At 67.3% G+C, this 18,535-nt stretch carries 22 protein-coding genes and 1 pseudogene; 12 read left to right on the top strand and 11 right to left on the bottom strand.

The genetic code is table 11. From position 1 onward, the window contains the following. The first annotated feature begins 12 nt into the window (after positions 1-12). The 4 genes and pseudogenes from ABT130_RS13750 to ABT130_RS13735 all read left to right on the top strand — a co-directional run bounded on the left by ABT130_RS13750 (position 13) and on the right by ABT130_RS13735 (position 2,366). Complete coding sequence (locus ABT130_RS13750) at positions 13-663, top strand: HAD family hydrolase (RefSeq protein ID WP_350919178.1); 651 nt, start codon at positions 13-15, stop codon at positions 661-663. Between the two features lie 177 nt (positions 664-840). Further along, positions 841-1,050: pseudogene (locus ABT130_RS13745) on the top strand (transposase); the annotation flags it as partial. 62 nt (positions 1,051-1,112) lie between these two features. Continuing rightward, positions 1,113-1,679 (top strand): transposase, encoded by a 567-nt coding sequence (locus tag ABT130_RS13740; protein ID WP_350955557.1) that lies wholly within the window; start codon positions 1,113-1,115, stop codon positions 1,677-1,679. A 270-nt stretch (positions 1,680-1,949) separates the two neighbouring features. After that, a complete protein-coding gene (locus ABT130_RS13735) occupies positions 1,950-2,366 on the top strand; it encodes a cellulose binding domain-containing protein (protein ID WP_350955555.1) in 417 nt (138 codons plus the stop codon). 267 nt (positions 2,367-2,633) lie between these two features. Here the strand turns inward: ABT130_RS13735 and ABT130_RS13730 are convergent, their stop codons facing one another. From ABT130_RS13730 to ABT130_RS13720, 3 genes are all read right to left on the bottom strand, one after another. Further along, a complete protein-coding gene (locus tag ABT130_RS13730; protein ID WP_350955553.1) occupies positions 2,634-3,383 on the bottom strand; it encodes a hypothetical protein in 750 nt (249 codons plus the stop codon). Positions 3,384-3,533: 150 nt separating this feature from the next. Then, positions 3,534-3,734, bottom strand: a complete 201-nt coding sequence (locus tag ABT130_RS13725) for a DUF397 domain-containing protein (protein WP_350955551.1) — start codon at positions 3,732-3,734, stop codon at positions 3,534-3,536. Further along, positions 3,725-4,513 carry a helix-turn-helix domain-containing protein gene (locus ABT130_RS13720; protein ID WP_350955549.1) on the bottom strand — a complete coding sequence of 263 codons (789 nt, stop codon included), beginning with the start codon at positions 4,511-4,513 and terminating at the stop codon, positions 3,725-3,727. Before ABT130_RS13720 ends, ABT130_RS13725 begins: the two co-directional genes overlap by 10 nt. A gap of 530 nt (positions 4,514-5,043) precedes the next feature. On the opposite strand from ABT130_RS13720, the gene ABT130_RS13715 reads away from it, so the two are divergent. Beyond that, positions 5,044-5,520 (top strand): hypothetical protein, encoded by a 477-nt coding sequence (locus tag ABT130_RS13715; RefSeq protein ID WP_350955547.1) that lies wholly within the window; start codon positions 5,044-5,046, stop codon positions 5,518-5,520. A gap of 10 nt (positions 5,521-5,530) precedes the next feature. On the opposite strand, the gene ABT130_RS13710 is transcribed toward ABT130_RS13715, so the two are convergent. Then, positions 5,531-7,546, bottom strand: a complete 2,016-nt coding sequence (locus tag ABT130_RS13710; protein WP_350955545.1) for a hypothetical protein — start codon at positions 7,544-7,546, stop codon at positions 5,531-5,533. Between the two features lie 28 nt (positions 7,547-7,574). Beyond that, on the bottom strand, positions 7,575-7,802 hold the full coding sequence (locus ABT130_RS13705; protein ID WP_350955543.1) for a hypothetical protein: 228 nt from the start codon (positions 7,800-7,802) through the stop codon (positions 7,575-7,577). Between the two features lie 291 nt (positions 7,803-8,093). Between ABT130_RS13705 and ABT130_RS13700 the strand changes: the two genes are divergently transcribed. After that, on the top strand, positions 8,094-8,405 hold the full coding sequence (locus ABT130_RS13700) for a hypothetical protein (protein ID WP_350955541.1): 312 nt from the start codon (positions 8,094-8,096) through the stop codon (positions 8,403-8,405). Between the two features lie 192 nt (positions 8,406-8,597). On the opposite strand, the gene ybiA is transcribed toward ABT130_RS13700, so the two are convergent. The 4 genes from ybiA to ABT130_RS13680 all read right to left on the bottom strand — a co-directional run bounded on the left by ybiA (position 8,598) and on the right by ABT130_RS13680 (position 11,663). Then, on the bottom strand, positions 8,598-9,170 hold the full coding sequence (gene ybiA / locus ABT130_RS13695) for a riboflavin biosynthesis intermediates N-glycosidase (protein ID WP_350955538.1): 573 nt from the start codon (positions 9,168-9,170) through the stop codon (positions 8,598-8,600). A 22-nt stretch (positions 9,171-9,192) separates the two neighbouring features. Beyond that, a complete protein-coding gene (locus ABT130_RS13690) occupies positions 9,193-10,011 on the bottom strand; it encodes a hypothetical protein (RefSeq protein WP_350955536.1) in 819 nt (272 codons plus the stop codon). 135 nt (positions 10,012-10,146) lie between these two features. Next, complete coding sequence (locus ABT130_RS13685; RefSeq protein WP_350955534.1) at positions 10,147-11,118, bottom strand: hypothetical protein; 972 nt, start codon at positions 11,116-11,118, stop codon at positions 10,147-10,149. Further along, positions 11,115-11,663: an RNA polymerase sigma factor gene (locus tag ABT130_RS13680; RefSeq protein WP_350955532.1), complete on the bottom strand. Its 549-nt coding sequence runs from the start codon at positions 11,661-11,663 to the stop codon at positions 11,115-11,117. Before ABT130_RS13680 ends, ABT130_RS13685 begins: the two co-directional genes overlap by 4 nt. Before the next feature lie 150 nt (positions 11,664-11,813). Between ABT130_RS13680 and ABT130_RS13675 the strand changes: the two genes are divergently transcribed. Next, positions 11,814-12,563, top strand: a complete 750-nt coding sequence (locus ABT130_RS13675; protein WP_350955530.1) for a DUF4184 family protein — start codon at positions 11,814-11,816, stop codon at positions 12,561-12,563. Here the strand turns inward: ABT130_RS13675 and ABT130_RS13670 are convergent. Next, positions 12,554-12,907 carry a glutaredoxin domain-containing protein gene (locus tag ABT130_RS13670; RefSeq protein ID WP_350955528.1) on the bottom strand — a complete coding sequence of 118 codons (354 nt, stop codon included), beginning with the start codon at positions 12,905-12,907 and terminating at the stop codon, positions 12,554-12,556. The two genes, ABT130_RS13675 and ABT130_RS13670, sit on opposite strands and share 10 nt — an antisense overlap. A 60-nt stretch (positions 12,908-12,967) precedes the next feature. After that, positions 12,968-13,891 (bottom strand): TIGR03620 family F420-dependent LLM class oxidoreductase, encoded by a 924-nt coding sequence (locus ABT130_RS13665; protein ID WP_350955525.1) that lies wholly within the window; start codon positions 13,889-13,891, stop codon positions 12,968-12,970. Positions 13,892-14,357: 466 nt separating this feature from the next. On the opposite strand from ABT130_RS13665, the gene ABT130_RS13660 reads away from it, so the two are divergent. From ABT130_RS13660 to ABT130_RS13640, 5 genes are all read left to right on the top strand, one after another. Continuing rightward, a complete protein-coding gene (locus tag ABT130_RS13660; protein ID WP_350955523.1) occupies positions 14,358-15,296 on the top strand; it encodes an ABC transporter ATP-binding protein in 939 nt (312 codons plus the stop codon). Between the two features lies 1 nt (position 15,297). After that, positions 15,298-16,038 (top strand): ABC transporter permease, encoded by a 741-nt coding sequence (locus ABT130_RS13655; protein ID WP_350955521.1) that lies wholly within the window; start codon positions 15,298-15,300, stop codon positions 16,036-16,038. Between the two features lie 23 nt (positions 16,039-16,061). Continuing rightward, positions 16,062-17,309, top strand: coding sequence for a sensor histidine kinase (locus ABT130_RS13650; RefSeq protein WP_350955519.1), 1,248 nt, complete (start codon positions 16,062-16,064; stop codon positions 17,307-17,309). Next, positions 17,302-17,934: a response regulator gene (locus ABT130_RS13645; RefSeq protein ID WP_350915485.1), complete on the top strand. Its 633-nt coding sequence runs from the start codon at positions 17,302-17,304 to the stop codon at positions 17,932-17,934. Before ABT130_RS13650 ends, ABT130_RS13645 begins: the two co-directional genes overlap by 8 nt. Before the next feature lie 203 nt (positions 17,935-18,137). Beyond that, on the top strand, positions 18,138-18,326 hold the full coding sequence (locus ABT130_RS13640; protein ID WP_350915483.1) for a hypothetical protein: 189 nt from the start codon (positions 18,138-18,140) through the stop codon (positions 18,324-18,326). Positions 18,327-18,535: the final 209 nt, after the last annotated feature.

The following is an 18,535-nucleotide window of genomic DNA, read 5'->3' as shown; positions in this document are numbered from 1 at the left end:
GGCTACAAGGGTATGGAAGCGGTTCTCTTCGACATGGATGGGCTTCTCGTCGACAGCGAGAAGATCTGGTTCCAGGTCGAGACCGAGGTGATGGAGCGGCTCGGCGGCGAGTGGGGGGCCACCCACCAGGAGAACATGGTGGGCGGCTCGATGTCGGCGGCCGTGGCGTACATGCTCCGGGTCTCCGGTGGGAGCGCCGCTCCCGAGGAGGTGGAGAGCTGGATGGTGGAAGGCATGATCTCCAGGCTCGCCGGTGGTGTGGAGATGATGCCGGGCGCCGCCGAGCTGCTGGCGGGGGTGCACGGGGAGGGCCTGGCCGCCGCCCTGGTCACCTCCTCGGCACGGCTGATCGCCGAGGCGTGCCTGCGGAGCATCGGCAGGCATCACTTCGACCACGTGGTCACCGGTGACGATGTCGCGAGGAGCAAGCCCGATCCCGAGCCCTACCTGACGGCGGCCCGTCTGCTGGGCGTGGATCCGGCCCGCTGCGTCGCGCTGGAGGATTCCCCGAATGGGGTGACATCGGCTACCGCGGCGGGCTGCCGGGTGGTGGCGGTGCCGAGCGTGCTGCCGATTCCCGGTGCGCCGGGCCGTCTTGTCGTCGAGTCGCTGCATGAGGTCGATGTGGAGGTCCTGCGCTCACTGTCCGCCGGTGCCCGCTGAGCGGCCCCGTCGTCCGGCGGATGGCATGAGGACGGCCGGTGTGCTCCTTTCAGGAGAGCGCCTGTTGGGGATCCTCCCTGATCTTTCATGCGATCCTGGCCGCACCCCCTAGTAGTGCTTTGTTAGGTCAGCCTGTTGTGGCTGGTCGGGTTGGTCGTGTGGTGGTTCGATGCGGGCGTGACCCCCGAACAGCTCGCTCATATCCGTCGGCGGTTGGAGACGTTCGCCGCTGAGGTGTTCACTCCCTTGGCCCGCTCGGATCAGCGGGCCAAGGGGATCACCTACCTGCGGGGACTGCTCTTGGACGGTCGCCGTAAGTCGATGCAGCCGATGGCCGAGCGCCTGGGGGTGGATCACCAGGGGTTGCAGCAGTTCGTCACCTCAGCGGCGGATTCGGTGGTCTGGATGATCGTTGGATGGGTGGGTGGCGAGGGGTTTCCGATGGATTGATGCGAGAGTGGCTTCCCGATGATCACGTGGTGTGGGTGCTGCTCGAGGTAGTCGAGCAGTCGGACGTCACGGCGTTGGAGGCTCGGTATGCGCAGGCCGGGCCCGGTCGCCGCGCTTATGATCCTCGGATGCCGCTGTCGCTGCTGATCTACGCGTACTCGGCTGGAGTACGGTCGTCGCGGCAGATCGAGCGGCTGTGCCGGACGGATGTCGCGATGCGGGTGATCTGCGGGCTGCTGGTGCCCGATCACACGGTGATCGCTCGGTTCCGGCAGCGGCACCAGGACTCCGTGCGGGATCTGTTCACCCAGGTGCTGCTGATCTGCGCGAAGGCTGGTTTGGGAAGGCTGGGCACCATCGCCGTGGACGGCACGAAGATCGCCGCGGACGCATCGAAGAAAGCCACGTGCCGCAGACAATGGCTGCAACAGCAGGTCGATGAGATCCTCACGCGGGCTGCGGCGAAGGACGCGGGCGAAGACGCCGCGGTCGCGCCCGTGGATGTGGCGTACGAGCATCCAGAACCCGCACGCGGGGTGCCACGACGGAGGGTGGGCCGCTGTTGAAGGTGCGGTGCCGCGCATGGTGAGAAGCGCGGCGAGGGCGGGTGGAAGGTTCGAGGCCACGCTCATCGGGACCCCGGCGGGTGCCAGGCGGAAGGTGATGGCCGGTGTCGAGGAGTGGGGTGCGGGTGATCCCACGCGATCAGGTGGCTCCAGAGTCAAGTGTCAGTAAAGAAGTCAAGAGTTGATATGGCCAGGTCAGCGCACTCCTTGACCGAAAGCATAAGGATTTAGTAGAAAATCCTAGTAAACCTGGATTGGAGGAGATCGGACATGCGAAGTCGACTGGCCGGCGCCCTGGGCGTGGTGGTTCTGGCGCCGGTGATCGTTGCGATCCTCGGGGTCGAGGCGGCCGGGGCCTCCACGTGTACGGCGACGTACCAGGAGGTCAACTCCTGGTCCTACCAGGAGAACGGGGCCTGGGTGACCGACAACATGGTCGAGATATCGATCAAGAACACCAGCACCTCGATCATCGACGAGTGGCAGCTGAACTGGACGTGGCCGGGCAAACAGAAGGTCGCAGTCTTTCTGGCCGGCCGGATGGACCAGTCGGGGGCCGACGTCACCGTCCACAGCAACGGGTCGTGGAATCCCATGAAGCCGAACGCCGCGGTCCAGCTGGCCTTCATCCAGCGGGGGGCTTCCGCCGCCCCCGCCCCGACCGTGACCTGCACTCCCGTCCAGTAGCACCCGGGACCCGATACCTTGACCCTCCTCACCCGACCTCCATCCGCAGAGGCGGACGGCATCACCCGTCGGGCCACTCGCTCGCGTCGCCAAGCAGGAGGGCGGCATCCGCGTCTGGGTGCGCATGTGGGTCGAGATCGTCGCTGCCCACACCCCCTTCCCGGGCGTGAACCCGCGTACGCACAGGTCGACGGCAACCGCTGAACCTCGCCCGCCGGGTGGGACCACCCTGGCCATGGCTCGTCCCCCGAGACGAGCCGACAGGGGTCAGGCGACCTTCGAGGCGGGAGCCTTCCAGGTGTTGCAGGCGCCAGGCTTCTTCGACGCGTAGCCCTGCTCGAACCAGTGGAGACGGTTGGCGGGCTTGCCGTACCAGTTGAACCTGGCGTACTCCTTCGGCGTCTCGGCGGTGAGGAGGGGCTTCCAGTTCTTCGCCGAGCGTCCCAGGCTCCTCATGGAGATCCCGCCCAGGCAGTCGGCCTGCAGGTAGTAGCGGTGCATCTGCTCGTCGCCGTCGTCCTGGTTCTCCCCGCCGGCCGGTAGTGCCCACCACGCCGCGCCGATGCCGGTCTGCCCCTGGATGAACACGGCGTAGGCCCGGGTGACCTCGACGAGGATGGCCTGATCAGACTTGGCTTTGATCCAGTCGGAACCCAGCTGTATCTGGATGGAGCGGTGGCAGTGGGCGGCGAAGGAGCCGGACACCTGCAGACCGGTGAGGCAGAGACCGTCCTCGACCTTGGCCTCGATGCTCACTCCGGCTGGGACGAAGTCCTTGATGGTCTTGCGCCAGGCGGAGTTCAGGCAGCCGACGACCTTGTTGAGGTACTTCGTGGTGGAGGCCTTGGTGGTGCCCTTGGTCACCTTGCAGGAGACCGAGGGGAGGCTGCCCTGCTTGTAGAGCGGGTTGTGGGTCAGCTCGGGGGCTCCGACGATGGGACCGGCGGATGCGGTGGCCGTACCGGTGAACAACAGGGCGAACACCCCGGCAGTGGCCGTCAATGTGCGAATCATCATGAAGCATGATCGTAGGGGCGGACGCAATGCGTGGTGTATCTCGTTATCCAACCGCTCTGGCCCGTACTGAGGTGCTTAGCTCCTTTTGGCCGGTAGTGAGGGAGGGCTCGATGCCCCCCCGGTCTCGGCCTCGACGGTTTCTCCTGGGGCTCAGTGGTCGAATTCGCCGGCTTTGATGCCGTGGACGAAGGTGTCCCATTCGGCGGGGGTGAGGAGCAGTTTGGGGCCGTTGGGGTCCTTGCTGTCGCGGACCGCGACGACTCCGGGCAGGTTGGCGGCCACCTCGACACACTGGCCGCCGTTTCCTGAAGATCGTGATGATTTCCGCCAGATGGCAGCACTCAGGTCCATGCGCGTCTCGCTTCTTCGATCATCTTGAGGGATACGCGCTCAGGATAAGCCCACAGTCGTATCGCCTCATATCTTTCTTGGATGGAGGCCACAAGTTCGTAGTCGTTCGTAACGTATCCCTTGGCCGGTGAGTCTGTGTGAATGGTGATGGGTTGTCCGCCAGGGAGTTCGGCGATCATGAAAGCGCCTGCCAGACCGGGAAGGCATTCCGGATCGACGATCTGGATAGAGACAGAGGGGCGCTTGGCGGTCTCCAGTAGGTGATCGAACTGTTCGCGCATCACCTCGGCTCCACCAACCTTACGGCGTAACACGTCGGCATCGAAGAGCACGATGATAGGTGGAGGATTCTCCCTGTCGAGGATCCTCTGCCGCCGTGTCCGTGCTTCGACCCGCTCCTCTACCTCCTCGGGAGTAGCCCGGGGCTCCAGGTTGAAGATCTGCCGGGCATAGGCCTCCGTTTGGAGCAGGCCGGGCACCAGGAGGGGATCCCAGGAACGGATGACGAGAGCTCTGGGTTCGATCTCCTCGGCCCAGTTCCAGAACCAGGCGGGGCCGCCGGGCTGGGCGATGATGTGCTCGCGTATCCCCGTGAAGGAGATGCCGTTGGCTTTTCCGTAGAGCAGGTCCAGTCTTTCGGCGTCAGACTTGGACGGCGTCCGGCTGGCGCTCTCCAGGCGGCTGATCTGGGTCTGGGTGCAGCCGAGGCGTCTGGCCACGGCGGTCTGCGAGAGCTGAGCGGCCTCCCGTAGGCGGCGCATCTCGGCACCGAACAGCACTCGGGGAGATCCAGGGTCGAGAGACGGTGCACTGTCCATCGTATTTCCTCTCGAATTGGAAAAAACGGACTTAATATCCAGCCGGTGATATCGAATCCAGTCCGGGCAGACCAACGGCTGTCATCATCCGCTCTAGCCTGGATTGCCGATCCGGTAGCAGGCCAACTACCGCTAAGGCAGTCTAGGCACAGAAATCCTGCTCGCGAAAGTATTGTCAAGGAAGCGGTAAACCACTTTCTTGATCGGAGACGAATCGGGTCGGACATGAATGAGATAGCCCTCTTTCGGTCTCCCATCGCGAGCACCGGAAAGCATTCGAAAGGTGAAACTATGACGACGAGCGAGCCGCCGACCGAACGGGTTACGGCTCCGAACCGCGAGGACATGCCCCTGCCTTGGTTGATGACATCGGTCGGCGTGACCTGGCAACTCCCCCTGGCTGACAAACGAGTATGGGAAGGGTGTAGCGAAGGCGGGCAGGGTGGGTAAAGATTGGTATGTCCCGGCGTCAACCCCTCCGGAGGTACTGAATGCGCTTCGTCCGGCTGCTGGCAATCGGTTTAGCGTTGGTGATGATGTCGTCGGCGTGTGCCTCAGAACCCAAACTAGGACAGGCGGCGGCAGAGTTACAGAAGGATGCGCAACGTCTGGAGACCGACGGTATCTTCGAGAATCCGCTTAAGAAACTACGTATCCTGCAGCGTCCGGACAAGGATATTCCGTGCGCCAAGGACAAGTTCAAGCGGGTGTTGCGAGCTACAGCGGACTACGAGCGAAAAACTCCTGATGTGGATAGCCATCTTGATTTGGCCCAGGGGCTGATGGAGGGCACGCTTTCTCGGACTCTCGGATACAAACTAGAGTCGGACTTCAGTCAGGTAGACGCCGAGGAGGGGCGGTTCATCTATGGTGTGAAGAAGGAGCCGGAGATCAAGATAAGCGTGTTCGTGGCTCCCGAGGCCCCCACCTGGCGGCTGCATGCGGTTACCGCTTGTCTGTCGCGATGACGAAGTTGGCTCAGTCCCAGATGCCTATCTCTTCTTTGGGGCGTTCGCTGCCTTGGTAGGTTGAGGCATTCTCGGCCTTGTCGTCGAATTTTCTGTTACTGTCCATCCAGCGTTCGTAGAGTGTTAGCTTCTCCTGTAAAACCTGCTCAAATTTCTTGTCATCGCCGACTTCCCGCTTCGCCTCTGCCGTGATTTCGTCAAATGTCTTAATATTTCCGGTGGTCTTATTGACGATTTCCGCAGGTGGGTCGCTGGATGGATAGCCAGCATCGTGTAGGAGGCGAGCCATATCGTATTTCAGACGCAGGACGAAGTCTGCCCGAGCTCCGGTGGCTTGCTCTACTCGTGTCTCGATGCGGTCAGTCACGCCGTCGAGGACAGCGCCAGCGCCATATGCTTTAGCTAGTTCCCATCCCGCTGTGACGACCTCTCCCGCAATGGGAATCCCGTCGATTCCGAAGGAGACGGTGTTCTTGACGATATTAATGATCATTTCATCGGCGGTGTCCTGCTCTCCGCGCACGTCCAGCATCGCCTTGAACTCCAGACCGGCCAGGTCGCCGAACATCTTCGCGATTTGCTCGAAACGGCCCTCATCTGCTTGCGCGTCCAGACGAGCTGCTGCCGTCAGTGTGTCATGACGGAACTGTGCTGCGGTCGCGTCGAAGTCGTCGGTAACCCCCTTGTCGCCAACAAAGGTCTTCAGGAAGCGATACGTGTCGCCCGGACTGAGGTAGAACGCGGGGGTCACAGGAGGAAGGTGAACCCAGTTCTCCGGGACCCCTATTCCGGAATCGCGGTAGACGGCCTTGTCGAATCGGGCTCCCGACGCCAGTTCGTGGATGTACGACTTCGCGATCACGCCCATGGAATCACTGGCGACCGTCGGCAGGTCGGCGCCGAAGGAGCCCGTGACCTTTATCGCGTCCAGGGCGAAGGCGGCGGCTTCAGGGCTGTGCTGTCCGGGTTTCTCGGTCGTGGCCTCGGAACCCGCCTCCAGCACCCGGCCAAAGGCGTCGGCCACCTGGTCCCCGGTGCCCGCCTCCTTGGCGTAGTCGAGGAACAGCTTCATCTTGTCGGTTCGGCTCAGCGTGACCTCGGCCCCGCCCATCTTGGCGAACGCGTCCCGTACGGCCGCGCCGTCCTCGGCGAGCACCTCCAGTCCCATGGCGACCAGGTCGGAAGGCAGGCCGTGTGCCTTCGTCTCGGCAGGCCCACCGGCACGCCAGTCCTGGCGGGGCTTCTTCGCGAAGTCGTCCAGGGCCAGCGCGCGGGCAGCGGCGCTGCGTACGTCCGAGGGGGCATTGGCGCCCTTGAGCAGCGCGAGCCGGTTCCACGCGGCGGCCTTGTTGTCGGCTGGCTTCACCAGGTCGGCTCTGACCTGGGCGAAGGCCGGGATGAGGGCGGGGGCGTTCAGGGCCGCGCCGAGAGCCTTGCTGAAGGCGGCCAGGTCCTGCTTGGCGGTCTTGCTGCCGGTGTTCGCGATGAGATTGGGCAGGCTGTCGCGGACCTTGGGGGACAGCAGGGCGAAGAAGGCGGCGGCGGCCTGGGGGTTCTCCGCGAGTTTGGCGACCTTGTCGATGTGCTCGTGGATGAGCTTGGCCTGCGACTCGCCGTGGAAGCTCACCAGGATGTCCTCGCCGTACATCCTGGCCAGGCCTTGGGCGATGTCAAAGTCCTTCAGCTCGTCGGGCAGCCGGATGAACCCCTGTCCGCCCGCCGCCATCGAGGCCGCGCCGCCCGCCCCGCCCAGCTCCGCGCCGCTCGCCCCGCCCAGCTCCGGGGCGCCGTTGCCCAGGGTTTTGATCAGGTCGATCCGGCCGTGCAGCATGGAGACCTGCCTCCCGCCCCAGTCGGCGATGTCGGTGATCTCCCGGAGCGCGGGGGTGCTGATCCCGTACCGGCCGAGTTTTTCCTCGAACTCCCTGCTGAACGTGGTCAGCCGGTCGGCGGCGCCGCGCAGGGAGGTGGCGAGCTGACCCAGCTGTTCGGGGTCGATGCCGCAGAACTCGGCGGTCGGTGCCATGGAACGCTCCCCCTCATGGTCATGACGGTCACGTGCGTCCGGCCAGCTCCCGGCGCATGGCGGCCGCCTCTGCCTCGGTCACCAGTGGGGGAGAGCGGCGCAGCTCCTCCTCGACCGCGTCCACCACGTTCTGGGCGAGCCGTCCGAGTCGTTGATGCCGGTCTTCCAACTCGGTGGTCCAGGTGGTGGCCGTCGGCCCCGTCCACACCTGTCCCGACCGCATCGCCGAGGAGGCGCGCTGGTATGCCTGCCGCACCTCATGAGCCCTATATTCGGCTTCGACGAGCAATTGCCTCAGCCGTTCGTGCCGGGGACTGGGCACCATCCGCTCGGCCACGCCACCCCCGTCCTTTTCATGACCCCGTGATGAAGGAAAAAGTCGCATACCAGAGTAGGTATTGATCGTCTATATCGGCAAGTCCCGTACCCGGTCGGCATCGCGCTTCCGCCGATGGAGCCATGACCACCCGAGCGGGCGAAATCGATATTTCGGTCATTCCCTCTCACGCTGGAGCGACTACTCCACCCAACACCATCGGAATAAGGGATGACGCTGTTCGAAAAGCACATCGACGCGATAGAAATCGCTGTCAAGACCGCGTACTGGATGTGTTTCGTCGCCGGTTTCGCGCTGCTCTTCGCCGGTCACATGACCGTGCTCATGGCCATCGCGATCGGCATCATGTGGCTGTCCCGCGTCACCCTGCATCACATCCAGGCGACCCGGACGCGCTGGGACGATGCGACCGCCGAAGAACTGGAACTACGGCGTGAGCAGCAGCACGCGCACCGTGAACGAGAGCTGCGCCTCCAGATCCGGCGGCTACAGCGGCCGGAGGGCCGTAGCGGCGGCCCGTGAGTCATGCCGCTCGTCTTCCGGTGAGCGCCTGTGGAATGTCGTGATCTGCCCCTGCGGTGACCGGCATGGGCGGTGACACGGTGCTCGAACGTCCCGACGAGGCCCGGATCCGGCGCGAGCCGGAGGAGCCGGGTGAGGCGGCCGGATTTTACCGAACCACCAGCGACAGCGCCGCGAGTGTCAGGCACTGTTTCACGGCGTGCCCTCCAGGGTGTCGCGGGCGTCCATGAGGGCGAAGCCGAGCAGGTTCTGGCCTCGCCAGGTGGTGGCGGAGGTGGCACGTTCGTCGTCGGCGGCCAGGCCGATGCCCCAGATCCGGTCGACGGGGCTGGCCTCGACCAGCACGCGGGCCCGGGTGCCGAGCAGGAAGTCCTTCAGCTCGGGGTGCTCGCCGAACTTGGCGATGTTGCCGCGTACCACGATCCCGTAGCGGTGCTCGTTCCAGATCGCCTCGTCGAAGCCGCGGACCTCGCGGCCGAGTTTCTTCGCCTCACCGGGGTGCTCGGCGGCGAGGACCCGCGTGGCGGTCTCGTCGTCGCCGAACAGCCACGCCTTGTGCGCCATCATGTAGTGCTCGGCGGACCGGAAGAGGTGCCCTTCCGAGGTGAAGCCGATCTCCCACCACTGGCTGAGGCATCCGGCGCCGACCCCGCCGCCGCGCGCCGGCCGGTGGCCCCAGAAGAACAGGTAACGCAATCGCTCACCGCCCCGTTCGGCGGCGATGGCCTCGGCGACCGAGCGGGGAAGTCTGCTGAGATCGGACATCGGTACACCGTGTCATGGTCGATCATTGTCCGGCCAGTCCGTTTTCCGCACGTGAGTGATTTTCAGAGGAGTTGGCGGATGGTGACTGGCCGGGCGCGACCGACAGGAGCCTTCGGACGGCGTCGGCGATCACGGTGTCGACGGCGAACCGCTCCTCCAGCCAGGCCAGGGTGACACTGGCGGCTAGCCTGTTGTGCTCGTATCCGGGAACCATCTCGGCCAGCGGCAACACGTCCGGCGAGTACGCCTGCTCCACGCGCCGGCTCGGCTCGAACGGGTCGCGGCGGTGGTGCGCCCGAGCGGAGGTGAGGTGCAGCAGGGCGATCACCCGATCGACGGCGAACGACTGGATGAAGCGGGCCGCGGCCAGCCGCTCGCCGCGCAGCTCGCGGTGCAGGCCGACGTAGAGGTTGGTCAGGGCCTCGTTCAGGTGGAACTCGACCGTGTCGTACCACGGGCCGGCGGGTGGCGTTCCGTAACCCGCCAGGTCGGTGGGTGCGTCGTCGCGCTGCCAGACGACCCGCGCGCCGCGGAAGGGGAGCAGGGCCAGCTCATCGAGCGTGAAGATCGCGTACTCGACGAAGATCCCGTCGGCGAACAGCGCCTTGCGCCCGTTGCGATCGTTGCTGAAGCTGTACGCCACCGGGCAGGGCGCCTGCAACCAGTCGATGGACTCCAGGTAGCGGGGCTTGGCGGCGTCCTCGACGACGACGAAGAAGTCCAGGTCGGAGTGTTCGTCGAGCCGGTCGTGCTCGGCGCCGGCAGAGCCGAGGCCGAGCAGTGCGAGAGCGTCCCCGCGCGTGGCCAGGTGGGCGGCGAGGTCGTCCAGCCGTCGCAACATGGGGTGCATCCACGTCGTCCCTTCGTGAGAGTCGACGTTTCAGCCCGTACGGCCCCTGTGGCAGCCGAGGTCGCGACACCTGCTCCTGCGAGCGTCGGTGAGGCGGCACATGGATGTCAAGTGACGGCACCCGACTCAGGAGGCGGGCGGTGGTGCGCTTCCGTTGTGGAACGGATTCTCGGGCAGACGCTCTGGCGTGACGAGCAGCCGGATCACGCCGGCCTTCACCTGCCACGCGTGCCAGACGATCCAGCCGCGCCCGACCCGGTCCGCGGGTAGCGGCTCGAAGGACAGGCCGCCGGTCTCCTCGTCCGTCCGAATGAGGCTGAACACCGCGGTCAGCTCGCGCTTGCGCGCCTCGGCCAGCATGTCGTCCACGGAGCGGCCGTCTCTCAGCCGGACCCCGGCGAACATCTCACCGGGAGCCAGGGCCGCGTCGAAATTCGCATACTCCTCTCCCGGCTTCGCCTGGCGCCCCAGCCTGACATTCACCCCGCCGGCGAAACCGGCGGGGATCCGCATCACCATGACGCAGTGGCTGCTCCGTCCCGGATGGCACCCCTTGGGCGCCGTCTCCACCGAGAGGGCGACACCCCCGAATCGAGGGCCGGAGGGGTCTGGTGTGCCCTGCGGGTCGGGGGCGAGAGAGTCCTTGCCGGTGATGACCATCCCCAGGGTCTTTCCCACCGCGCCCGGCGAGACGGGCACCGGGCGCAGATCGACGTTCAGGCCGACCGCGTGGAACGCCTCGGTGTACCTGCCGTAGTCGGCGAACGGATCCTTGATGCGGGCGACGTACTGGTCACCTTCCCGGTGGATCTCCACCGCGGAGTTGGCGTAGGAGGTAGCCGCGCCACCCCCGTCCTCCAGCAGGCTCGGCCCCACGACGATGCCTGTCGCGAGCACGACCGCGGCGGCCAGGATCGGCACGAGACGGCGGGGGCCGCGCGGAAGGAGACCGGGTCGACGGGCACGTCCCGGTTCCCGGACCGTGATCGAGGTCAGCAGCGCCCGTGCCCCCGCACCGGACGCGTGGCCGTCCGGCTGCCCGGGTTCGATCCGGGACAGCGGCCTCAGCAGCTCACTGATCTCATCGGCGTTCCTCACAGCGACCTCCCCGCCGGAACCATCCGGCTTTCCGTGGTGGACCGGACACCGGCTTCGTCGAGCGCGCGGGAGAAACGCCTGCGGGCACGGTGCAGCCTGATGCGTACGGCGTTGCGTGACAGACCCAGCATCGTGGCGATCTCCTCGCGTCCCAGCCCCTCCCAGGCGACCAGCGAGAGGAGCTCACGGTCGTCGTCGGACAGGCTCCCGAACACCTGGGCGATCACGCTCAGCTCGACGCCGCTGTCGGGTGAACTTCCGTAGAGGTCGGCCATCTCGGTGTCGAGCTCGACGCTGCGCTGCCGGCGCCGGGCCGCGCTCCTGCGGTGGCCGGCCAGCACCTTGCGCGCCACGCCGTACAGCCAGAGCCTGGCCTCCGGTCCCGGTGGCAGCTCGCTCACCCGGCGCCAGGCGATGGTGAAGGTCTCCGCCACGACGTCGGCCGCGTCCTGCGGTGAGTCACAGCGGCGTACGGCGTAGGCCGTGATCTGGTGGTATGTCTCCCGGTAGACGGCCTCGAACCTGGCCAGCCAGTCGTCATCCATGGGCGCTTCCCAAGGCAGGTCTCCTTCGCGGGTACGAAAAGTGGACACTCCCTACATGGCGCGGGTGCCCCCATCATTTCGCGCGGATTCCGGAAATCTTCGGCGTGTCTTCCTGTCGTGGCTCACCGTCGCCGACGTCGACAATGGGGCATGCCTTTCACGCTGAGCCATACCGTTGCGATCCTGCCGCTGCGGCGCCGGCTGCCCCCCTCGGCATTGGCGGTAGGTGCGATGGTGCCCGATCTGCCGTACTACCTGCCGTTGCCCTTCTCCTCGAACACCACCCACGGCTGGCCGGGCGGGTTGCTGGTGGCCCTGCCGGTGGGAGTCGCGGTGCTCGTCGTGTTCCACCTGCTGCTCCGCGCGCCGTTGACGGCGCTGGCCCCGCGAGGGTTACGTGACCGGCTACCTGATCGGGAACCCTCCGGGATCGGGATCGCGGTGCCGGCCGCGCTGCTGACCGGTATCGCCACGCACCTGGTGTGGGACGGGTTCACCCAGGTGGGCGGCTTCGCCGTGGTGCACTGGCCGGCGATGCGCGTCTCGGTCGTCGGAGCGCACCGGGTGTTCAACGTGGTGATGTACGTCAGCTCGCTGGGCGGCCTGGTGGTCCTGGCCGGTTGGTTCGCGCTGTGGTACCGGCGCGCCGCCGTACGGCCGGGACGATGGCCCGGCGTGACGGGGCGGGTGCGCGGGTGGGTCCTGGCCGTCGGCGTGGGCGCCGCCGTCCTCGGCGCGGTCGTGCTGGGGAGCGGCGACCGTGCCGCGGTGAGCCTGTACGACCTGGTGCGCTGTGTGATTCTGGGGGGGATCGGTGGGTTCGGCGCGGTGATGGCCGGTTACACGGCCGCGTGGCACGTGTGGTCGGTAGTGCGCTCCGAACAGTGGGGTCAGGTCTGAGGATCCAGGTGCGTCCTGACCGCTTCGAGCACCTGGCTCTTCGACGGGTTCACCATCGCCCTTCCGGCCACGGTCACGGTTGGTACCGTCTCGTTCCCGTCCGCGACCGAGCGGACGAACGCCGCCGCCTCGGGATCTCCCCAGATGTTGACCTCGCTGTAGCGCAGCCGCGTGAAACGCAGGCGGGTGCGCAGCCTCATGCAGTACGTGCAGCCGGGCCGCCAGTAGACGACCACGCCCCGGTGGTCGGCGTCCTGGTACGACGTGGCCCGGCCTCGGCGAGGCAGGTTCGTGATGACCAGCACCACGAACGCGATGATGAGGATGAAGGTTGTGGGGGACATGGGAGAAGTATCTCAAGTCCGCCCATCCGGGCACCCTCACCTCCCGCGGACGGGTAGTGCTCAGCCGATGAGGAGGGGAGCCAGCAGTCGCAGCTGTTCCAGTTGCTGATCGAGTGTCCGGGCAAGGGGTTGCACGGCGACGTGGTCGGCGCCGGCCGTGTGGTGGGCGCGGACACGTTCGGCGATGGTCTCCGCGTCCCCCGTGGGCACGATCGCGTCGACGAGCGCGTCGCTGCCGCCTTCCTCGAAGTCCGCGTCGGAGAAGCCCAGGTCACGCAGGTTGTTCAGATAGTTGGGCAGGGCCAGGTACAGGGCCATGTAGTGGCGTGCGGTGGCACGGGCGCGCTCGGGGTCGGTGTCGACCACCACCGCCTGCTCGGGAGCGAGGACGGGGTCGGGGCCGAGGATCCTTCTGGCCTGGGCGGTGTGTTCGGGGGTGACGAAGTAGGGATGCGCTCCCTGGGCGTGGGTCGCGGCCAGTTCCAGCATCTTCGGGCGCAGCGCGGCCAGCAACCTCGGTGCCTCCTCCATCAGGGGCGCGCTGAAGACGGTGGTGTCCATGGCGTCCAGGTAGGCGCGCATGGCGGACACCGGTCTGCTGTAGTCGTGCCCGCGACTCGTGACCAGCGGGGCGTGGCTCACGCCCAGGCCCAGGACGAAGCGCTCCGGCCACGCGTCGGTCAGGGTTCTGGCCCCGTTGGCGGCGGCGGTCGCGTCTCGTCCGTAGATGTTGGCGATGCCGGTGGCCAGGATCAGGCGCTCGGTGGCGCACAGCAGGACCGCGGCGTTGGCCAGGGCCTCCTTGCTGTTCGGGGTCTCACCGAACCACAGCGTGGAGTAGCCGAGCCGCTCGATCGTGGTGGCCGCGCGCCGCGCCTCGGCCGCGGGCACCGCTGAGATCGACCCCAGCCACACACCTGTGCTGCCGAGGCGCCGCTTGAGCGCGGGCAGATCCACCGGGGGCGGCACCGTACGTTCGGCCATCTTCGCGTACCTTCTTTCCGGGCCCCTGCCAAGATCGGCGGAGGATCCCCACGTTCGCCGGGCGCCGCGGAGCGGAGAGCTCCAGGCCGCCTGGCTCGGGGGCCCGGCCTCCGTCACCGGGGCGCAGCAGGTTCTGTACCCGGTCGCGGGTCGGGGAATCGGCCGCCGACCTGCCATGAGCAGGGAAAACCCTCCTCTCGGCGATCTCCATGCCGGAGTGGTACGCGGTCTCGCACGATTTCCCCGCTCACGTCGCGAGGGCCAGGCGACGCCGGCGGAACCCCCGCACGTCGCTCATGTCGGTGAGAACGCGGTCGAGTCATGCGACACGGGCGCGGAGTGGACACCTCTGGCCATCGACCTTCGGCGCATGAGAGGTCGTACCCGAGTGTCAACCGATCGGTTGAGGTGATTTCGAGCGTGATGGGCGATGTGCCGGACCGCCGCCCACCGGGATTCTCAAGGTATGACGATCATCGAAGTCAGCGGGCTGCGCAAGGCGTACGGGGGCAGACCCGTCGTGGACGGGGTGTCCTTCGCCGTGCAGGAGGGGGAGATCTTCGGAATCCTCGGCCCGAACGGCGCGGGCAAGACGACGACCGTGGAATGCGTCGAGGGACTGCGGGTGCCCGACGCCGGCACGGTCCGGGTCGCCGGTCTCGACCCGGTCTCCGACCACGCACAGGTGACCCGGTTTCTCGGCGCGCAGTTGCAGGAGAGTGAGCTGCAGGCGAAGCTCACCGTGCGAGAGGCGCTGGAGCTCTACAGCGCCTTCTACCCGAGACCGGCCGACTGGCGCTCGCTCGCCGACCGGCTCGGTCTCGCCGACCGGCTGGCCACCCGCTTCGGCAAGCTCTCGGGCGGTCAGAAGCAGCGGCTGTTCATCGCCCTGGCCCTCATCGGCAACCCCAGGGTCGTCGTGCTCGACGAGCTCACCACGGGCCTGGACCCGCGCGCTCGCCGCGACACCTGGAAGCTCATCCAGGAGGTCCGGGACGGAGGGGTGACCGTCCTGCTGGTCACCCATTTCATGGAGGAGGCCCAGCAGTTGTGCGACCGCGTCGCCGTGATCAACGCGGGCAGGGTCGCCGCCCTGGACACCCCGGCGGGACTCATCGGCCGCACCGCGAACTCGACAGTCATCTCGTTCACGCCCTCGCGGCCGCTGGACGACGGCGAACTGGCCATGCTGCCCGCGGTCACCTCGGTGGAGCGGAAGGGCGACCGGCTGGTCATCAACGGGACCGACGAGACGGTCAACGCGGTGATCTCACTGCTCGCCCGGCAGCAGATCACCGCCCGGCAACTGCGCGTCGCCGACGCCACGCTGGACGACGCGTTCCTCGACCTCACGACAGACCTCACGACAGACCTCACGACAGACCTCACGGAACAGGAGGACTGACATGTCCGCATCCACCGCTGTGCTGAAGTCCGAGATCAGGCTCTTCGGCCGCGAGCTCGGCAGCCTGTTCTGGATAATCGGCTTCCCGACCCTGCTGCTGACGATCCTCGGCCTGATCCCGTCCTTCCGGGAGGCCGACCCGGCGCTCGGCGGCCTGCGGGTCATCGATCTGTACGTCCCCGTGGTCGTGCTCCTCGCCATGATCATGGCCGGGCTGCAGGCCATGCCGCCAGTCCTCACCGGCTACCGGGAGCGTGGCATCCTGCGTCGCATGTCGACCACCCCGGTGCGGCCCGTCTCGCTGCTGGGGGTGCAGATCGTGCTGCACGGCGCGGCCGCCCTGTGCGCGGCGGTCGTCGCGATGGCCGTGGGCCGCCTCGCCTTCGACGTGGCGCTCCCCGGGCAGCTCTTCGGTTACGCGCTGGCACTGGTCCTCACCACGCTCGGCGCGCTCGCGATGGGCGCGACGATCGCCGCGCTCTCCCGCACCACGAAGATCTCCGCCGCCCTCGGCTCGGCGGTCTTCTTCCCGGCCATGTTCACCGCGGGCGTCTGGTTTCCGGTCCAGGCGATGCCGGATATCCTGCGGCGCATCGTCGAGTTCACCCCGTTCGGGGCGGCCTCGCAGGCGCTGAACCAGGCGGCGGCGGGTGACTGGCCCGGTTGGTCGCACCTCGGTGTCACGGCACTGTGGACTGTGATCCTGCTCGGTGCCGCGTCACGCTGGTTCCGTTGGGAGTAGCGCAGATAAGGAGGGCCGCGCGGATGGCGGGCGACACGACTGCCGAGAAGCGAGGGAACCAGTTCTTCCGCTGGGGGCCGTACGTTCTGCTCGGTCTCGCCGGCCTGGTCTCGATCGCCTCGGGCGACATGCTGATGACCCGTGACGAGAGGCACGCGGCCTGGGTGCTCGCCGTGGCCGCGCTGGCCCTGCAGCTGTGGTGGAGCGGCACCGGTTCCGGCCTGCCCGAGTACGACATGGTGGGCCGGGTCTACTACGTCGCACGCCTCACGCTCGGCTCCGTGCTCACCTGGCTGAACCCGTTCTTCGCCATCTACGTGGTGATCGGCTACTTCGACGCCGACCGGCTGCTGCCACGCCGCCAGATGTATGCCGGACTGCTCGCCACCGCCGTGACCATGGCCGGTTCGCAGTCCGGCGGTATGCCGCCCGCCGATGGAACGCAGTGGGTCGCCTTCGGCGTGCTCTTCGCGCTCAACGCCTCGCTCACCCTCGTCTTCGGCAGCATCAGGGTCAAGGAGGCCGAGCACGCCAGGGCGAGGGCCGCCACCATCGCGGAGCTGGAGAGTGCCAACACCCGTCTTGAGCAGGCAATGCGGGAGAACGCGGGGCTGCAGGCCCAACTCCTCGTGCAAGCCCGCGAGGCAGGTGTCAACGACGAACGCAGGCGCCTGGCCGCCGAGATCCACGACACCATCGCCCAGGGCCTGGCCGGTATCGTCACCCAGCTCCAGGCGGCCGCCGACAGCGCCGACCCCGCGGTCGCCGGCGACCACGTCGAGCGCGCCGCGGCCCTCGCCCGCCACAGCCTGGGAGAGGCCCGCCGCTCGGTCCAGAACCTCGGTCCCGGAGCGCTGGAGCACGACACGCTGCCCGAGGCGCTGAAGAACATCGTCGAGACGTGGTCCGTCTCGACGGGCGTGCGGGCCGAGTTCACCGTCACCGGTACCGTCGAGGCGCTGCACGGTGAGATCGAGGCCACCGTGCTCCGCATCGCCCAGGAGACACTCGCCAACGCCGGTCGGCACGCCCGTGCCACGCGGGTCGGCGTCACCCTTTCGTACATGGAGGACGAGGTGAGCCTGGATGTCCGCGACAACGGCTGCGGCTTCGACCCGCACACGCTGCCCCGGCGCGAAACCACACGCGGCTTCGGCCTCGGCGGCATGCGCGCCCGTGCCGAACGCATCGCGGGGACGGTCGAGATCGAGTCCGAGCCGGGATACGGCACAGCCGTCTCGGCGCGCGTACCGTTGCTGAGCCATGGCTGAGCGGATCATCACCCTGCTGATCGTCGACGACCATCCCGTGGTACGCGACGGGCTGCACGGCATGTTCGCCGCGTCCGCTGACTTCGAGGTTCTCGGCGAGGCCTCCGACGGAGCCGAAGCGGTCGCGCTCACCGCCCGCCTCGACCCCGACGTGGTCCTGATGGACCTGCGGATGCCCGGCGGCGGCGGAGTCGAGGCGATCGCCGAGCTGACCCGCCGCGGGCTGCGTAGCAGGGTGCTCGTCCTCACCACCTATGACACCGACTCCGACACCCTGCCGGCGATCGAGGCCGGCGCCACCGGCTACCTGCTCAAGGACGCGCCGCGCGACGAGCTCTTCACCGCCGTACGAGCGGCGGCCGAGGGCCGGACGGTGCTGTCACCCGCGGTGGCCTCGCGCCTGGTCTCGCGGATGAGGGCGCCGGGCAACGAAACGCTCAGCGCCAGGGAGCGTGAGGTGCTCGTACTCGTCGCCAAGGGCACCTCGAACCGCGAGATCGCCGCCGTGCTGTTCATCAGCGAGGCGACCGCCAAGACCCATCTCACCCATATCTACGGCAAGCTGGGGGTCAAGGACCGGGCCGCGGCCGTCGCGGTCGCGTACGAACGCGGCATCCTCGGCTGACCGATCGCTCCTTTCCGGGCCGTCGTGCACGCGCACCTGGTGTTCTCCGGGGCGGGGCCGGGTGATCCGGGTACCGCCCTCCCCGGAGTCACAGTGGCATGACAGGCTGAACGCATGGATGAGTCGACGCTCCGGCTGAGCGCTCTCGCAGTGGGCCGGGTCAAGGACGGGCACGGGATCTCGTGGGCAGCGGTGTGCCGCGGATGAGCGAGCCGACGATCTGCTCGGCGAAGGGTTGCCAGGAGGCGGCGGTGTACGCCGTGATCTGGAACAACCCGAAGATTCACCCGCCCGGGCGAGAGAAGGTCTGGACGGCCTGTGAGGAGCACCGCCGGTCGCTCGCCGACTTCCTGGACGTGCGCGGATTCCTGCGCAGGGTGGACAGGCTGTAGGCATCGGCTCCGGGCGGAGGGTGGAGAAGCTCGAAACAGCCGTTGCGGAGTCGCTGAGGGGCCACCCGCGGCATCCCTCGAACCGCCGGGCCCGCCCCTGCCGGACAAGTCGTTCGACGTCGGACCGGCGATCCTCACGGTTCATCACCGGACCGATCCGCGTGCCGGGCCATCCGGCCGGGTCCCGCGCGGGTGCTCACGGGTGACCG

Source organism: Streptosporangium sp. NPDC001681, from assembly GCF_040298085.1.
GTDB lineage: Bacteria > Actinomycetota > Actinomycetes > Streptosporangiales > Streptosporangiaceae > Streptosporangium.
The sequence above is the reverse complement of the archived record's forward strand: the minus strand, read 5'-3'. Positions and strand labels throughout refer to the sequence as shown.

Bases quoted from the DNA above. Each gene is read 5' to 3' on its own strand.
- ABT130_RS13750 (WP_350919178.1), top strand. From the start codon at position 13: ATGGAAGCGGTTCTCTTCGACATGGATGGGCTTCTCGTCGACAGCGAG.
- ABT130_RS13740 (WP_350955557.1), top strand. From the start codon at position 1,113: ATGCGAGAGTGGCTTCCCGATGATCACGTGGTGTGGGTGCTGCTCGAG.
- ABT130_RS13735 (WP_350955555.1), top strand. From the start codon at position 1,950: ATGCGAAGTCGACTGGCCGGCGCCCTGGGCGTGGTGGTTCTGGCGCCG.
- ABT130_RS13730 (WP_350955553.1), bottom strand. From the start codon at position 3,383: ATGATGATTCGCACATTGACGGCCACTGCCGGGGTGTTCGCCCTGTTG.
- ABT130_RS13725 (WP_350955551.1), bottom strand. From the start codon at position 3,734: ATGGACCTGAGTGCTGCCATCTGGCGGAAATCATCACGATCTTCAGGA.
- ABT130_RS13715 (WP_350955547.1), top strand. From the start codon at position 5,044: ATGCGCTTCGTCCGGCTGCTGGCAATCGGTTTAGCGTTGGTGATGATG.
- ABT130_RS13710 (WP_350955545.1), bottom strand. From the start codon at position 7,546: ATGGCACCGACCGCCGAGTTCTGCGGCATCGACCCCGAACAGCTGGGT.
- ABT130_RS13700 (WP_350955541.1), top strand. From the start codon at position 8,094: ATGACGCTGTTCGAAAAGCACATCGACGCGATAGAAATCGCTGTCAAG.
- ybiA (WP_350955538.1), bottom strand. From the start codon at position 9,170: ATGTCCGATCTCAGCAGACTTCCCCGCTCGGTCGCCGAGGCCATCGCC.
- ABT130_RS13690 (WP_350955536.1), bottom strand. From the start codon at position 10,011: ATGTTGCGACGGCTGGACGACCTCGCCGCCCACCTGGCCACGCGCGGG.
- ABT130_RS13680 (WP_350955532.1), bottom strand. From the start codon at position 11,663: ATGGATGACGACTGGCTGGCCAGGTTCGAGGCCGTCTACCGGGAGACA.
- ABT130_RS13675 (WP_350955530.1), top strand. From the start codon at position 11,814: ATGCCTTTCACGCTGAGCCATACCGTTGCGATCCTGCCGCTGCGGCGC.
- ABT130_RS13670 (WP_350955528.1), bottom strand. From the start codon at position 12,907: ATGTCCCCCACAACCTTCATCCTCATCATCGCGTTCGTGGTGCTGGTC.
- ABT130_RS13665 (WP_350955525.1), bottom strand. From the start codon at position 13,891: ATGGCCGAACGTACGGTGCCGCCCCCGGTGGATCTGCCCGCGCTCAAG.
- ABT130_RS13660 (WP_350955523.1), top strand. From the start codon at position 14,358: ATGACGATCATCGAAGTCAGCGGGCTGCGCAAGGCGTACGGGGGCAGA.
- ABT130_RS13655 (WP_350955521.1), top strand. From the start codon at position 15,298: ATGTCCGCATCCACCGCTGTGCTGAAGTCCGAGATCAGGCTCTTCGGC.
- ABT130_RS13650 (WP_350955519.1), top strand. From the start codon at position 16,062: ATGGCGGGCGACACGACTGCCGAGAAGCGAGGGAACCAGTTCTTCCGC.
- ABT130_RS13645 (WP_350915485.1), top strand. From the start codon at position 17,302: ATGGCTGAGCGGATCATCACCCTGCTGATCGTCGACGACCATCCCGTG.
- ABT130_RS13640 (WP_350915483.1), top strand. From the start codon at position 18,138: ATGAGCGAGCCGACGATCTGCTCGGCGAAGGGTTGCCAGGAGGCGGCG.